The 12,609-nt window shown below is 65.5% G+C and carries 14 protein-coding genes; 7 read left to right on the forward strand and 7 right to left on the reverse strand.

What is annotated here, in order from left to right:
• Positions 1-14 precede the first annotated feature (14 nt).
• Together GQY20_RS28535 and GQY20_RS28540 are read left to right on the forward strand one after the other, a co-directional pair.
• Positions 15-1,199: an aromatic ring-hydroxylating oxygenase subunit alpha gene (locus tag GQY20_RS28535; RefSeq protein ID WP_157220574.1), complete on the forward strand. Its 1,185-nt coding sequence runs from the start codon at positions 15-17 to the stop codon at positions 1,197-1,199.
• A gap of 139 nt (positions 1,200-1,338) precedes the next feature.
• Positions 1,339-1,929, forward strand: coding sequence for a dienelactone hydrolase family protein (locus GQY20_RS28540; protein ID WP_157220575.1), 591 nt, complete (start codon positions 1,339-1,341; stop codon positions 1,927-1,929).
• Between the two features lie 58 nt (positions 1,930-1,987).
• Here GQY20_RS28540 and GQY20_RS28545 read toward each other — a convergent pair whose 3' ends face one another.
• Positions 1,988-2,311 (reverse strand): RcnB family protein, encoded by a 324-nt coding sequence (locus tag GQY20_RS28545; protein ID WP_157220576.1) that lies wholly within the window; start codon positions 2,309-2,311, stop codon positions 1,988-1,990.
• 260 nt (positions 2,312-2,571) lie between these two features.
• On the opposite strand from GQY20_RS28545, the gene GQY20_RS28550 reads away from it, so the two are divergent.
• The 5 genes from GQY20_RS28550 (at position 2,572) to GQY20_RS28570 (ending at position 7,500) form a co-directional block, all read left to right on the forward strand.
• Entirely contained in the window at positions 2,572-2,757 is a 186-nt protein-coding gene (locus tag GQY20_RS28550; RefSeq protein WP_157220577.1) for a Thivi_2564 family membrane protein, read from the forward strand.
• A 479-nt stretch (positions 2,758-3,236) separates the two neighbouring features.
• Entirely contained in the window at positions 3,237-3,887 is a 651-nt protein-coding gene (locus GQY20_RS28555; protein WP_157220578.1) for a Tim44/TimA family putative adaptor protein, read from the forward strand.
• Positions 3,884-5,167, forward strand: a complete 1,284-nt coding sequence (gene mltA / locus GQY20_RS28560; protein WP_157220579.1) for a murein transglycosylase A — start codon at positions 3,884-3,886, stop codon at positions 5,165-5,167. The genes GQY20_RS28555 and mltA overlap by 4 nt, the downstream gene beginning before the upstream one ends.
• Entirely contained in the window at positions 5,142-5,696 is a 555-nt protein-coding gene (locus GQY20_RS28565; protein ID WP_157220580.1) for a Smr/MutS family protein, read from the forward strand. Before mltA ends, GQY20_RS28565 begins: the two co-directional genes overlap by 26 nt.
• 91 nt (positions 5,697-5,787) lie before the next feature.
• Positions 5,788-7,500, forward strand: coding sequence for a putative bifunctional diguanylate cyclase/phosphodiesterase (locus GQY20_RS28570; protein WP_157220581.1), 1,713 nt, complete (start codon positions 5,788-5,790; stop codon positions 7,498-7,500).
• Here the strand turns inward: GQY20_RS28570 and dapE are convergent.
• The 6 genes from dapE to GQY20_RS28600 form a co-directional block, all read right to left on the reverse strand.
• Positions 7,464-8,597, reverse strand: coding sequence for a succinyl-diaminopimelate desuccinylase (gene dapE, locus GQY20_RS28575; RefSeq protein ID WP_157220582.1), 1,134 nt, complete (start codon positions 8,595-8,597; stop codon positions 7,464-7,466). The two genes, GQY20_RS28570 and dapE, sit on opposite strands and share 37 nt — an antisense overlap.
• A 92-nt stretch (positions 8,598-8,689) precedes the next feature.
• Positions 8,690-9,364 (reverse strand): glutathione S-transferase family protein, encoded by a 675-nt coding sequence (locus GQY20_RS28580; RefSeq protein ID WP_157220583.1) that lies wholly within the window; start codon positions 9,362-9,364, stop codon positions 8,690-8,692.
• Positions 9,365-9,417: 53 nt separating this feature from the next.
• Positions 9,418-9,819 carry a nuclear transport factor 2 family protein gene (locus GQY20_RS28585; protein WP_157220584.1) on the reverse strand — a complete coding sequence of 134 codons (402 nt, stop codon included), beginning with the start codon at positions 9,817-9,819 and terminating at the stop codon, positions 9,418-9,420.
• Positions 9,820-9,832: 13 nt separating this feature from the next.
• Positions 9,833-10,597 carry an SDR family NAD(P)-dependent oxidoreductase gene (locus GQY20_RS28590; protein ID WP_157220585.1) on the reverse strand — a complete coding sequence of 255 codons (765 nt, stop codon included), beginning with the start codon at positions 10,595-10,597 and terminating at the stop codon, positions 9,833-9,835.
• A gap of 148 nt (positions 10,598-10,745) precedes the next feature.
• Positions 10,746-11,597 (reverse strand): helix-turn-helix domain-containing protein, encoded by an 852-nt coding sequence (locus GQY20_RS28595; RefSeq protein WP_157220586.1) that lies wholly within the window; start codon positions 11,595-11,597, stop codon positions 10,746-10,748.
• Between the two features lie 121 nt (positions 11,598-11,718).
• Positions 11,719-12,582 carry a LysR family transcriptional regulator gene (locus tag GQY20_RS28600; protein WP_232476306.1) on the reverse strand — a complete coding sequence of 288 codons (864 nt, stop codon included), beginning with the start codon at positions 12,580-12,582 and terminating at the stop codon, positions 11,719-11,721.
• Positions 12,583-12,609: the final 27 nt, after the last annotated feature.

Raw genomic sequence — 12,609 nt, forward strand, 5'->3', positions numbered from 1 at the left:
CGAAGGAGAGCGAGATGGAGCGCGCGGCACGGATTGCGATCGCCAGGGAGGTGATCGGCATGATCGAGCGGGACGAGATGCAATATGCGAACGAGCCGGCTTGGGAGGTCGACATCGGCCGTTTCACCGACAAGGCGCGGTTCCTGAAGGAAAAGGAGGAATTCTTCCTCAATCGCCCGCAGCTCGTCGCCTATTCCGCCGATATTCCCGAAAATGGGGATTATTACGCGACATCGATCGCAGGAAAGCCGATCCTGCTGACGCGCGGCAAGGACGGCAAAGCGCGGGCTTTCCTCAATGCCTGCCGCCACCGCGGCGTGCAGCTGGCCGAAGGCTGCGGCCACGCCTCCACCTTCACCTGCCCCTATCATGCCTGGACGTTCAACTCGCATGGCGACCTGATCGGCGTGCCGAGCAAGGACTCGTTTGACGGACTGCTCGAGGATCGCGGCCTGATCGCCTTGCCGATCCACGAGGAAATCGGCGTGATCGTCGTCCATCCGCAACCGGACGGCCATCTTGATTTCGACGCGTTCATGGGGCCGATGAAACAGCATCTTGCCGGTTACCACATGGAAAATCTCCGGTTGATCAGCGGCCACAGTCAGACGGCGCGGATCAACTGGAAGCATGCGGTGGATGGCGGCGTGGAGGGCTATCATGTGCCCTTCCTGCATCCCCAGACCGTCGGGCCCATGACCCTCAAATTCTTCCGCCATATCGATTTCGGCCTGCATCACTCGCTGGTGAATGTCAGTCCGGAGATGCTTGCGATGCGGGACATGCCGGAAGAGGAATGGCCGGAATATTGCGGCTTCTCCGTTTCCAATGCGATTTTCCCCAATACGATCGTGAGCGTCGGCGAAGGCATGGCGATATTCCAGCGCAGCGATCCGAGCGACGATCCGGGTCGATGCGATTACAACATCCGCTTCTACGGATGGGGCCGGAATCCGGACGCGGAACAGAAGGCACGCGACGAGGCGATGGCGGCGATGGTGCTCACCGTTGCGATGGAAGAGGACATGAAGGTCCAGTCCAACTCGCAGATCATGATGGAGAATGGTGCGGTCCCGTCGATCATCTTCGGTCGGCGCGAGCAGAATGTCCTGCGCATGCATAAGAATTACGACAGGCTGATCGGCCACGATGCCGAAGCCGCGCTTGCTGTCGAGCGGCTGGACGAAGCAGCGGAGTAATATCAAGTATCAGGAATTGGGGAGGGCGGCGTGCCGGTCGATTCCGGCGCGCTGCCCTTGTGATCGTGCAACCTTGATGATGATCGCAGCCATCGATCGCGGACGATAGCCCGGCGCGGATAGGGATGGAGGAGAGGGCATGACGATCCGCCTGATCGTGGCGCTCCATGGCGTCGGTTCGTGCGCAGCGGACATCGCGCCTTTCGGCGAGGCGCTTGCCGCTGCGATCGGCGCGGAAGCGGTCGCGCTGGACGGGCCGGAACCTTATGACATGCCTCCGCCGCGAGGGCGGCAGTGGTTTTCCATCAAGGGCGTGACCGAGACCAATCGGCCCGCCCGCGTGGCGGCGGCGTTGCCGGGCTTGCTCGCACGGATCGACGGCTTGGCCCATGACCGGGGCGTTGCACGGAATGCGATCGCACTGGCCGGCTTCAGCCAGGGATCGATCATGTCGCTCGCGGCGGTGGTGGGCGGCGGCACGTTCGGGGCCGTTGTGGCTGTAGCAGGGCGGCTGGCGGCTCCGCTATCCCCGGCGCGGTCGGGATCGCCCGCGGTGCTGCTGCTGCACGATAAGCTCGACACGATGATGCCGTTCCCACTCGCCGGCGAGGCTGAGGCGGCGCTCCGCGCGGCTGGACATGACGTCTCGCTGATGGCGAGCGAAGGCTATGGCCACGCCATCGGAGCGGATATGACGGCCGCTGCGATAGAATTTCTGCGCGGCTTGTGACGAGAGCCCCCGGCCGGTTCGTCCGGCCGGGGGCCATGGGCCTCTATGTCTAGCGGGATCAGCGGATGCCGTTGACGATCACCGAGCTGATGATCCCGCTGGCGATGCCGACCAGCACCGCGTCATTGCCCGACTGGACCCAGCGATAGCCCTTGGGCGCGGGGCGCAGATGATAACGGTTGGGGGTGCTGATCACCCGATAGTTTCGAGCATAGCGGTGATTGAAACGATCGCCCTTGTGCCAGCTACGATACTTAACCGTGGTGACCTTCTTCTTCACGATCACCTGCTTCTGTACGGGCGGGCGGTGATCATAAGGAGCCGCGAGCACCGGCGTTGCGACGACGGAGGCGGCCAGCGCGGCGAGGATCAGCTTCTTCATCGTATATCTCCCTTCACGAACGCCGTGATTGGCGTTGAGAGGAAAATGCGTTCGGCCTGTCGCACGATTTTGTCGGGGTCTGGAGAAAAGTGTCGCGAATTGTATCGCCGGAGACATGGTAAGCGGGGCAGGCCCGCCAATGCGCTGCGGGCGCGTTTCCAAGCGGCTTTCAGGCTTGCCGGCGGAACATTTGTCGCGGCCTTCGGGTTGATGGCTTCGTTACGGCAGCGACCATCGCGCGCCGGTCTGGAGAAGGCCCCATGTTGATCAACATCATCATCGTTCTCATCGTGGTCGGCGTGCTGCTATGGCTCGTCAACAATTACATCCCGATGGCCGGATCGATCAAAACCATCCTCAACGCGGTCGTCGTCATCTTCGTGATTCTCTGGCTGCTGCAGGCTTTCGGCCTGCTTGGCTCGGTGGGCAGCATCAACGTTCACTGACGTCTGGATCCGTCCGGCGTGACGGCTTTGCCGTGGCGCCGGCGGCCGACTGCGGCGAGAGCCTCGTTGATCGCCTAGTGGGGCTCGCATCTCGCCGAGCTGGCAATCGTCCTGGTCCTCTCCCGCCTTTGCCTCTGATGGCGGTGCAGGACGCGCGGCCTTGTCAAAATTCGTCACCGCAGGGGTCAGTTTTCGGAGTAACCAAGAGTTTCGACCTGCTCACTGCTTCGGTCTGGGCATGATCGCCTTTCCGCTATGTGATGTGGTGGCGACGGGTGTCCGCCGAGGCATCTCGCTGCTTTTGGTGCGCGCTGCGGAACTCCTGCTGTTCCGGCGCATTCCCGGGGTGGGCCGTTGGCTCGGCTTGCGAACGGCCGGTTGACCGGACGACGTCGCCGTCCCAATGGATGGAAAGTCGGCGCCATTTGAAACCTGACGTCGATTTGCCTATGTACGGGTTGTTCCGTTCGGAGGATTGGTTGGTCGAGATCATCATATTGGCGATGGTGGCCCTGCTGGTAGGGCTGCGGCTGTTCAGCGTGCTGGGCCGTCGCACCGGCCATGAGCAGCCGATCGCGAAGCCGGCGGAGGCGCCTGCGCAGCCCGCGCCGGTGAGTCGCCCGATCGCCGATCTTGCGCCCCAGCCGATCTCGCCTGCGGATACGGCGATAACGCCTGCTGCAATGGACGGCATTCGCCAGATCGTACAGGCCGATGCTCTGTTCGACGTGCGGCGTTTTCTGGAAGGAGCCCGCTCGGCCTACCGCATGATATTGGAAGCCTTCTGGCGCGGCGACGAAGGCGAGCTGGGCCGGCTGGTCGACGGCGACGTTCGCGAGGCGTTCGCCCAGGCTATCGCCGATCGTAAGGCGGCGGGCCACCTATTGGAGAATCGCCTGGTATCGATCGAAAACGCATCGATCGAGGCGGCGCGGCTCGACGGCCAGATGGCGGTAATCACGGTGCGCTTCGACGCTGATATCGCGGCGGTGACGCGCGATGCCGATGGCAACGTCATTGCCGGCTCGCTCAGCGATGCCGTGCCGACGCACGATCTGTGGACCTTCAGCCGGCATGTCCGTGCGGAGGATCCCAACTGGATTCTGGTCGAGACCGACGAGGCGGCGTGACGGCGCTGCGTTACGCGGCGCTCGGCGCCGCGCTGTTCCTTTCCGCTTGTGGTGTCGTACCCTCCACGCCGGAGTCAGCCGGTAGCCGTGCGCCGTCCGCGCCGAAGCTGCCGATCATCGTTCCCGACACCATCCCGGCGCCTGCCCACGGCCCGTCGACCGCGCCGCTGCCGCAGACGCCCGCTGCGAGCGGCGCAAATGCCCGTGGTGCCGGGGTTCAGCCGGGGCCTGCCGTGGCAAGCCTGCCGATCACTGCCGATGGCGCGCGCGCCGCGCTGGGTGCCTTCAGGCTGTCCTGTCCGGCGCTCGTCAAGCGGACGGACGGCAGCGGCCTTACCATTCCATCGGATTGGGCGCCGGCCTGCAACGCGGCCGTCTCCTGGCCGGACAGCGACGCGCGGAGTTTTTTTGCGCGCTATTTCGAAACCGCGGTTGTCGGGACCGGCAGCGCCTATGCGACGGGCTATTATGAACCCGAAATCCTCGGATCGCGCAGCCGCTCGTCTGGTTTCACGGTGCCGATCTACCGCCGCCCGCCCGACTTGATCGATGTCGATCTCGGCCTCTTCGCGCCGGACCTGAAGGGCAAGAGGATTCGCGGCCGCGTGTCCGCAAACACGCTCATTCCCTATCATGATCGAACGGCGATCGATGGCGGCGCGCTTGCCGGGCAGGGGTTGGAGATCGCCTGGGCCGCCGATCCTATCGAATTCTTCTTCCTCCAGGTCCAGGGCTCGGGACGGCTGCGCCTGCCCGACGGCACGATCATGCGGATCGGCTATGACGGGCAGAATGGCCGCGATTATGTCGGTATAGGCAAATGGATGAAGGATCGCGGCATGCTCGCATCGGGCTCCGCGACGATGCAGGGCGTCATGGCCCGACTGCGGCAGGAGCCGGATGGCGGCATCTCGATCATGCAGCAGAACAAGAGCTTCGTGTTTTTCAAGGAAATCGTCGGGCCGGGGCCGTTGGGTGCGCTGGGCGTGCCGGTCACGGGCCGGGTCTCTGTCGCCGCCGATCCGGCCTATATTCCTTTGGGAGCGCCTGTGTGGCTTGAGATGGATCGCAGCGAGGCGACCGGCTTGTGGGTCGCGCAGGATACGGGCGGCGCGATCAAGGGAGCAAATCGCATCGACACCTTCTGGGGTGCGGGCGACAATGCCCGGACCGTGGCGGGCGGCATGTCCTCGCGCGGACAGGCCACCATCCTGCTGCCGATCGGCAGCGTGGCGCGCGCTCGGGGGGGCAGCGGTGGCGGGGCGGCAGCTCGACCCTGAAGAAGCCATGCTCTGGCGGCGCGTGATCGCGACAGTCCGCCCGATCGAAGGCAATCGTTCCATGCACCCGTCGCTGCCAGCGGCCGAAACCCCCTCCGCGAAAACGGAGCGGGCGACGAAGCCTGCGCCGGTCTCATCGCCCGCTCGTCGCGGTGAACCGGCTTCCCGGCCGAGCCCTGGCGAAACGCTGGACGGCGGCTGGGATCGCCGGCTTCGCCGCGGCATCGTCGAGCCCGATGCGACGATCGATCTTCATGGCCACACGCTGGCCAGCGCCCATGCGGCCTTGGATGCCGGTATTGCGCGCACTTTGGCACGAGGCGGCCGCCTGATCCTGCTCGTCACAGGCAAACCGCGGCCGCAACAGAGCGAGGGACCTCGCCGCGGCGCTATCCGCGCTGCCGTCGGGGATTGGCTGGCGGCGTCCCGTCACGTCGCCGACATCGCCGCGGTGCGGGGCGCTCATCCGCGGCACGGCGGCACCGGCGCCCTCTATATCGTGCTGCGCCGGCGCGATCGTCCTGCCTGACGAGGATTTCTTAACTCCCTCCGTGTCATAGCGCCGTCGAGGGAAGACCGGACCAGATCCGGTCTGGCATCAGGGGGCAGGCTCTTACGGCATGGAAGGTTTCTCGCTCAAGAGCCGCGCGGTCGCGTTCGCGCTAGCTGCCGGAGCCGTCGTCTTCATTCTGGCTTTGCTGGCGGGGGCGCCAAAGGCCGGCACGCACGGCCAAGTGCTGAGCGCGTTGATCATCGCCATCGTCTGTGGCGTGATGAGCTGGGGCTCGGCCGAGCGTGCGATCGCCGGCACCGCCGAAGCTGTGGACGCGGTGTCGGATCGGATCGTCCAGGCGGCGGAGGGAGATTTGCTGTCACCCACGCCGAACTCGGTATCGGCGACGCTGCCGATGTTGGCGACTGCCGTCGAGGGCCTCTTCGCCCAGGTGCGCGCCAATCTTGAAAGCGTGAACGCGCTGGCGATGTATGATCCAGTCACCTCATTGCCGAACCGCGTCAAGTTCCGCCGCGATGCCGAGCAGCTGCTCGCCGGTATTCCTCATGGCAGCGTAGCCGCCTTGCTGTTCATCGATCTCGACCGCTTCAAGCAGGTGAATGACAGCCTGGGTCATGCGCAGGGCGATCAGCTGCTGATGATGGTGGCCAACCGGCTGCGCCACGTCGCGGCTGGCGAAGGGATCGGCGGCGCGGGGAGCGAACTGCCGGAACCGATCGTCGCACGTCTTGCCGGCGACGAGTTCACCCTGCTGTTCGCCGGGCTTCGTGATCAGAGCCACGCCCTGCGCCTCGCGCGCCGCATTCTCTACGGTCTGTCCGAACCTTTCCATATGAGCGATCATTCGCTCGATATAGGCGCGTCGATTGGGGTCGCGCTCTATCCCATGCATGGCGGCGATCTGAGCTGTCTGATGCGCGCCGCGGACGTTGCGATGTACGAGGCCAAGGCAAATGGCCGCAATCAGGTGCAGTTCTTCACCGATGCCCTGGCAGCGCAGTTCGAAGATAAGCTTAAACTTGAGCGCGAGCTGCGTCAGGCGGTCGAGCGCAACGAGTTTGAGCTGGTCTTCCAGCCGCAGCTCGACGTGCGCACCGATACGATCGTAGCGGCCGAGGCCCTAATCCGCTGGCGCCATCCCACCCAAGGGCTGCGCATGCCTGGCTCCTTCATCGCCGCTGCGGAGGAAAATGGCCTGATCGTCGATATTGGCGGCTGGGTGGTGGATGCCGTCGCGGACACGCTGGCGCGCTGGCACCGCCAGGGCCTCAGCCAGCGGCTGACCTTCAACGTCAGCCCGCGGCAACTCGAACGGCCGGATTTCGTCGATCGCCTGCGTCTCGCAGTGGAAAGCAGCGGCGCACCCTACTCGAAGCTGGAGATTGAGATCACCGAAACGCTGGCGATGCAATGCAGCCCGGCAGTGCTCGAAAGCATAGCGCGGCTGCGCGGCTGGGGCATCGCCATCGCGATCGACGATTTCGGCACAGGTTATTCCAATTTCGCCAGGATGAAGGACATGCCGCTCGACCGGGTGAAGCTCGACGGCAGTCTGATCCAGGACATCGTGCGTTCGTCCGAGACGCGGGCGATGGTCCATTCGATGATCAACCTGGTCCACGGACTCGGCTACGAAGTCGTCGCCGAACGCGTTGAAGACGATGCACAGCGGCAGGTGCTGCGCGTCATCGGCTGCGATCTGATCCAGGGCTATACCCTGTCGAAACCTGTCGACGAGCAGATCTTCGTCGACTGGATTTCGGGGCGGGTCACCCCCTTCGATCAGTCGCGCAGGGTGCGCTCGATCACGTCTGCGTAGATATCGGTGAGGCGATAGAGGTCCGCAATCGCGACTGCCTCGTCCAGCTTGTGCATCGTCGCGTTGGGCAGGCCGAACTCCACCACCGGGCAGATGCGCGAAAGGAAGCGCGCGTCGGACGTGCCGCCGCTGGTCGACAGCTTTGGCGTGACGCCGGTGACGCCAGCGATGGCCTCGGAAACCAGTGTCGAGAGCGTGCCGGGCTCGGTGAGGAAGGCCTCGCCCGAGATGCGGGCATCGAGATGCGCGCCCGGCGCGTGGTTCTGAATCAGCGCGCGGACATGATCGACCAGCGCCTGGCCGCGCTGCAGATCGTTGAAGCGGATGTTCAGTCGCGCTCCGGCGCGCGCCGGAATCACGTTGGTCGCGGCGTTGCCGGTCTCGATATCGGTAATTTCGAGGTTGGAGGGTTGGAACCAGTCGTTGCCGTCATCCAGCGTCCAGCGGTCGAGCGCATCGAGCAGCCGCACGAGCCGTGGTACCGGATTGTCCGCGAGATGCGGATAGGCGACATGACCCTGAGTTCCGGGCACGTCGATCCACATATTGACCGAGCCGCGCCGGCCGATCTTGATCGTATCGCCCAGCCGTGCCTCGGACGTCGGCTCGCCTACCAGGCAGAGATCGGGCCGGATGCCGCGTTCGGCCATCCAATCCATCAGCGCCACGGTGCCATAGGTGGCGGGGCCTTCCTCGTCGCCGGTGATGATCAGGCTGAGCGTGCCGGAAGAGCCGGCGGTGCGCTCTGCGGCGGAGATGAAGGCGGCGATCGCGCCTTTCATGTCCACCGCGCCGCGGCCGTGCAGCAGATCGCCGCGCACCGCAGGCTCGAACGGATTGCTCGTCCAGCCCGGTCCGGGAGGGACGACGTCGCTATGGCCGGCAAAGGCGAAATGGCGGCCGCCCGAGCCGCGCGTGGCGAAGAGATTCTCGACAGGCCCGTCCGGCGCCTCGCCCGCGACGAAACGATGCACGGTGAAGCCGATCGCTCCCAGCGCGTTTTCGATCACGTCCAGCGCGCCGGCATCCGCTGGCGTGACGCTGGGGCAGGCGATGAGGCGTCGGGTGAGGTCGAGCGGATCGATCGTGGCGTGCATCGCGTCCGCCTAGAGCATTTTCGACACGGGTGGAAACACCCCGCGAGTCGGAACGTGCGTAACGTGCCTGAAAAGGAGCGTGAGCGGATCGCTTAGATTTTTCCGGCCTGTTGCGGCTCGAATTTCTCGATCACCCATTGTTCCTCCTGCGCGGCGGCGAGCCAGTCCTGCATGAAGGGATGGGTGAGTACCGCTTCGGCATAGGCGACGGCGAAGCGGGGCAGCGGGATGGAATAGGTCACGAAGCGGGTGATCACCGGGGCGAACATGATGTCCGCCGCGCCGAAATCGCTGAACAGGAAGGGCCCCGTGCCGCCGAATCGCGCACGCGCCTCCGCCCAGAGTTCGAGGATGCGCACGACATCCTGCTGCACGCCCTCGCTGAGCTCGCGCGGCGGCAGGCGGTGGCGCAGATTCATCGAATGCTCGCGCCGCAGATTGGCGAAGCTCGAATGCATCTCGGCGGCCATGGATCGCGCCATCGCGCGGGCGGCGTCGTCGGCTGGCCAGAAGCGGTCGCGCCCTGTCTTGTCCGCCAGATATTCGATGATGGCGAGGCTGTCCCATACGACAGTCTCGTCATCCCAGAGGATCGGCACCTTGCCCGAAGAGGGCGCGAACTCGTCGCCTTCGCGCCGCTTGTCCCAATCCTCGTCATAGAGCGGGACGACGATCTCCTCGAACGGCAGGCCGGACTGGCGAACGGCGAGCCAGCCGCGCAGCGACCAGGAGGAATAGGCCTTGTTGCCGATGAAGAGCTTGAGCATGGGCGAGCGGGATAAAGCGCGAAGGCGTTTCGCTCAACCCGCAAGCGTCGGGTTTACGCCCGACGAAAGTTGGATGGGCCCCAATAGGCGTCCATCGCGACGATCCGGCCCTCGCCGTCGAACCGCATGACGTCCAACGTGTCGGTCTCGAATATCTCGCTGTGATTGATCGTACGGGCGATGAAGGCGGCGGCGCCGTGGCGTCCCGCAACGCGGACATTGCCCTCCAGCGTCATCTGGATGCCGCCGCCCATGGCGTCGAAACCGGATTGATAGAAGGCCCGGATCGCCGGATGGCCGCGATATTCCGGCCCATCGACCGGATCGCGCACGACCGCATCGGGCGCGAACAGCGCCACGATGCCGTCCGTATCGCCCGCGCTCAGCAGGGCGCCATAGCGTTCGAACACGGAACGGATATGATCGGGGCCGGGCCGGTCGGCATCGTCGCTCATCGCATCGCCTCCGTCAGCCGGCCACGGTGAAGCCGCCGTCCACCGGCAGCGTCTGGCCCGTCACCCAGGATGCGGCGGCGCTGGAGAGGAAGAGCACCGGTCCGGCAATGTCCGCCGGAACGCCCAGTCGCCCGGCGGGGGTGCGCTGCAGGGTCGGCTCGGACCAGGCGGGATTGGCGATGGTCGTGGCGGTCATGCGGCTTTCCGTGAGACCGGCGGCGACGGCGTTCACCCGAATGTTGCGGCGCGCCCAGGCGACGGCAAGCGCGCGGGTCAGGCCGATAAGACCGGTCTTGGCGGCGCCATAGCCTGGCACGATTTCGATCCCGAAATAGGAGGACATGGATCCGATGCCGATCACCGAGGCTCCGCCCGGCAGCTTGCTCTCCTCCAGCTTGTCGACCAGTCTACGTGCCATGCGATAGCCGCCGTTGAGATGCATGAACACGGCGCGATCGAAGATGTCGGGATCATATTCGTCGAGGCCGATGCTCGGCATGGCGAAGCCGGCATTGTTGATGAGGATGTCCACCTTGTCGATCGCCGCGGCGACCGTGTCGATGCTCTCTCGGCTCTCGATGTCGAGCTTGAGATAGCGATATCCCGCAAGATCCTCGTCATAGTCGGCGGCCGAGGCGCGCGTGCCGGTGATGGTGACGTCCGCCCCTGCCGCGCGATAGGCTGCGGCGATGCCTGCCCCGATGCCGCTCGTTCCGCCCGTCACCAGCACCGCTGCGCCGGAATAATCGAAACGGATTGTGGGCCAGTTGTCCTGCATCGCTTCGGGCTCCTTCCCTCGTTCGGCGCGCTCTCCTGACGGCGCGCCTTTCGCCCGTTAGTTACGGCGCGAGCCAAGCGGCGGGCAAGGCACCGGCTTTACGCGAACGGACACGGATTTTGCGGACGGGACGCAAAGCGCCTGGGCGTCAGTGCAGCCTGCGGGCGAATTGCTGCGGGGAGCAGCCCGCGCGGCGGCGAAAGGCGGTGGAGAAGCTGCTCGTGCCGGAAAATCCGAGTAGTGCGGCAATCTCCGCCATTGATCGATTTCCGCTGCGCACCATCCGCTCGGCCCGTGCCTGGCGTGCGAGACCGACGGCGTCGCTGAGCGTGCCGCCGGTCGATGCGCGGTAGGCGCGGGCGAGATGACGCGGGGTGATCCGCAGCAGCGCGGCGAGCTCAGTGATGCTTGGCGAGGGCGCGGCGGGGTCGTCGATTCGATCGGCCAGCCGACGCAATTGCCAGGGCGCCAGGCCGCCGGTCCGCTGAACGACTTCGCCGCGTTGGCCTGAAAGGAAGGCGCCGAGATCCGCCGCCAGCATCAGCGTCAGGCTGTCGAGCAGGAAGGCGGATCCCATGTCCGGCGCCTTGAGCTCGGCCAGGATGCGTCTGGTGAAGGCCAGCATCGCCGGCGGGTCGACATGCATCATCCGGCGTTGCACCTCGGGATCGCGATGATCGGGCACGAGGCGATCGGGGCCGGCGAAAGCGTCGGGCCGGAAGCCGATGCGCAGGAACATCTGCGTGCCGCCCGATCCGCGCGAATGCAGCCGCGTGCCGCCGGGCTGGAAGATCAGATCGCCCATCGGCAGGAAATCCGCCTGTACGACGTCGCGATAGCAGCCATATTTGGCCTCGGGTGCGCTGTTCATGTCGAAGCTGAGCGTCGGCCACTGCTCGAGCCGCACGATTTCATTGGGGGTGGGCCAGTGTCCGCGGCACAACTCGATCGCCGCGTGCGGCGTGTCGGCGCGGCGCGTCACGGTCCATTCGGAAATCATCAGGCTCGTCTCTCCTCCGAGCGTGCAGCGTGGGCCGCATCGCCGGATGAGGCAAGCCTATGACCCACAGGCCCGTCATTTTCCGTCCGCTCTCGTAAAGGCTGGTTCCGTGGCATCGAATTCAGGCGTTGGTGCGGCCGGAGGCGGCCCATTGCAGGATCACCTGCGTCAGCGTGTCGGCAACCATATGATGTCCCCCGGGACCGATGATGACGAACTCCAACTCCGCGAGTGCGGGCAAGTCGGCGGCCTGCATGGCGACGGCAAGGCCGGGCGGAATCAGCCGCATGGAATGGGGCATCAGGCCGATCCCCGCGCGCGCCGCGGCGCCGAGCGCATTGAGGCTGCCGCTGGTGAAGGCGATCCGCCACGGCCGGCCGGCACGTTCCAGCGTTTCGAGGGCGCTGGCGCGCGTTACGCTCGGCGGCGGATAGAGCAGTAGTGGCAAGGGTGCATGAAGGTCGAGCCGCAAGCCCGGCTGGCCGACCCAGGCGATCGGCTCGCGCCAGGCCGTGATGCCGCGCCGGTCGCCGGCCCGTCGTTTGACGAAGATGATGTCGAGCCGGCCGGCATCGAAGGCAGCGTAAATATCCTCGCTGAGCCCCGCCGAGAGTTCGAGATCCACCCCGGGATAGCGGCGGATGAAGGCTGCGAGAACGTCCGGCAGCGCTGAAAGCACGAAATCCTCCGACGCGCCGAAGCGCAGCCGCCCGCGAAGCGGCACGCCGCTTAGGAAACGGGCCATCCCGTCATGCGCTTCGAGCACCCGGCGCGCCTGATCCAGCATCGCCTCGCCTTGCGCGGTGAACGCGATGCGATGCGTGTCGCGGTCGAGCAACCGCCGGCTGGTCGCTTCCTCGAGGCGCCGGACATGCTGGCTGATGGTCGATTGCCGCAAGCCCAGGGCGCGGGCGGCGGCGGTGAAGCTGCCCGCGTCGGCGATCGTCACGAGCGTGCGTAGCAGGTCTGGATGGATGGTCGTCATGGTCATCGCCTTTCGTGATGACTATTA

It is taken from the genome of Flavisphingomonas formosensis, assembly GCF_009755815.1.
Taxonomy (GTDB): Bacteria; Pseudomonadota; Alphaproteobacteria; order Sphingomonadales; family Sphingomonadaceae; genus Flavisphingomonas; species Flavisphingomonas formosensis.

Coding starts and splice junctions, on each gene's coding strand:
- GQY20_RS28535 (WP_157220574.1), top strand. CDS start 15: ATGGAGCGCGCGGCACGGATTGCGATCGCCAGGGAGGTGATCGGCATG.
- GQY20_RS28540 (WP_157220575.1), top strand. CDS start 1,339: ATGACGATCCGCCTGATCGTGGCGCTCCATGGCGTCGGTTCGTGCGCA.
- GQY20_RS28545 (WP_157220576.1), bottom strand. CDS start 2,311: ATGAAGAAGCTGATCCTCGCCGCGCTGGCCGCCTCCGTCGTCGCAACG.
- GQY20_RS28550 (WP_157220577.1), top strand. CDS start 2,572: ATGTTGATCAACATCATCATCGTTCTCATCGTGGTCGGCGTGCTGCTA.
- GQY20_RS28570 (WP_157220581.1), top strand. CDS start 5,788: ATGGAAGGTTTCTCGCTCAAGAGCCGCGCGGTCGCGTTCGCGCTAGCT.
- dapE (WP_157220582.1), bottom strand. CDS start 8,597: ATGCACGCCACGATCGATCCGCTCGACCTCACCCGACGCCTCATCGCC.
- GQY20_RS28580 (WP_157220583.1), bottom strand. CDS start 9,364: ATGCTCAAGCTCTTCATCGGCAACAAGGCCTATTCCTCCTGGTCGCTG.
- GQY20_RS28585 (WP_157220584.1), bottom strand. CDS start 9,819: ATGAGCGACGATGCCGACCGGCCCGGCCCCGATCATATCCGTTCCGTG.
- GQY20_RS28590 (WP_157220585.1), bottom strand. CDS start 10,597: ATGCAGGACAACTGGCCCACAATCCGTTTCGATTATTCCGGCGCAGCG.
- GQY20_RS28595 (WP_157220586.1), bottom strand. CDS start 11,597: ATGATTTCCGAATGGACCGTGACGCGCCGCGCCGACACGCCGCACGCG.
- GQY20_RS28600 (WP_232476306.1), bottom strand. CDS start 12,582: ATGACGACCATCCATCCAGACCTGCTACGCACGCTCGTGACGATCGCC.